General features: G+C 65.4%; 1 protein-coding gene. It reads right to left on the reverse strand.

Features of this window, described 5'->3' with window-relative positions:
• The coding region (locus IO39_RS43565; RefSeq protein WP_043637839.1) for a sensor histidine kinase at positions 1-295 on the reverse strand (295 nt) is incomplete at both ends.

A 295-nucleotide genomic window follows, 5' to 3' on the forward strand; every position in this document is an offset into this window, starting at 1 on the left:
CACGCTGCCCGTCTCGGTGAACTTGACGGCGTTGGAGAGCAGGTTGCGCAGCACCTGGCGCAGCCGGGAGTCGTCGGTGAGCAGCTCGGACGGCACGCCGGGAAGGGTCGTGACGCGGAAGTCGAGGCTCTTCTGGCTGGTCATGGGCCGGAAGGTGGCCTCGACGTAGTCGAGCAGCTGGCGAACCTGAACCCATTCGGGGTTGATGTCCATCTTGCCCGCCTCGACCTTGGACAGGTCGAGGATGTCGTTGATGAGCTGCAGCAGGTCGGAGCCGGCCGAGTGGATGATGCCG

Source organism: Nonomuraea candida (genome assembly GCF_000725485.1).
GTDB lineage: Bacteria > Actinomycetota > Actinomycetes > Streptosporangiales > Streptosporangiaceae > Nonomuraea > Nonomuraea candida.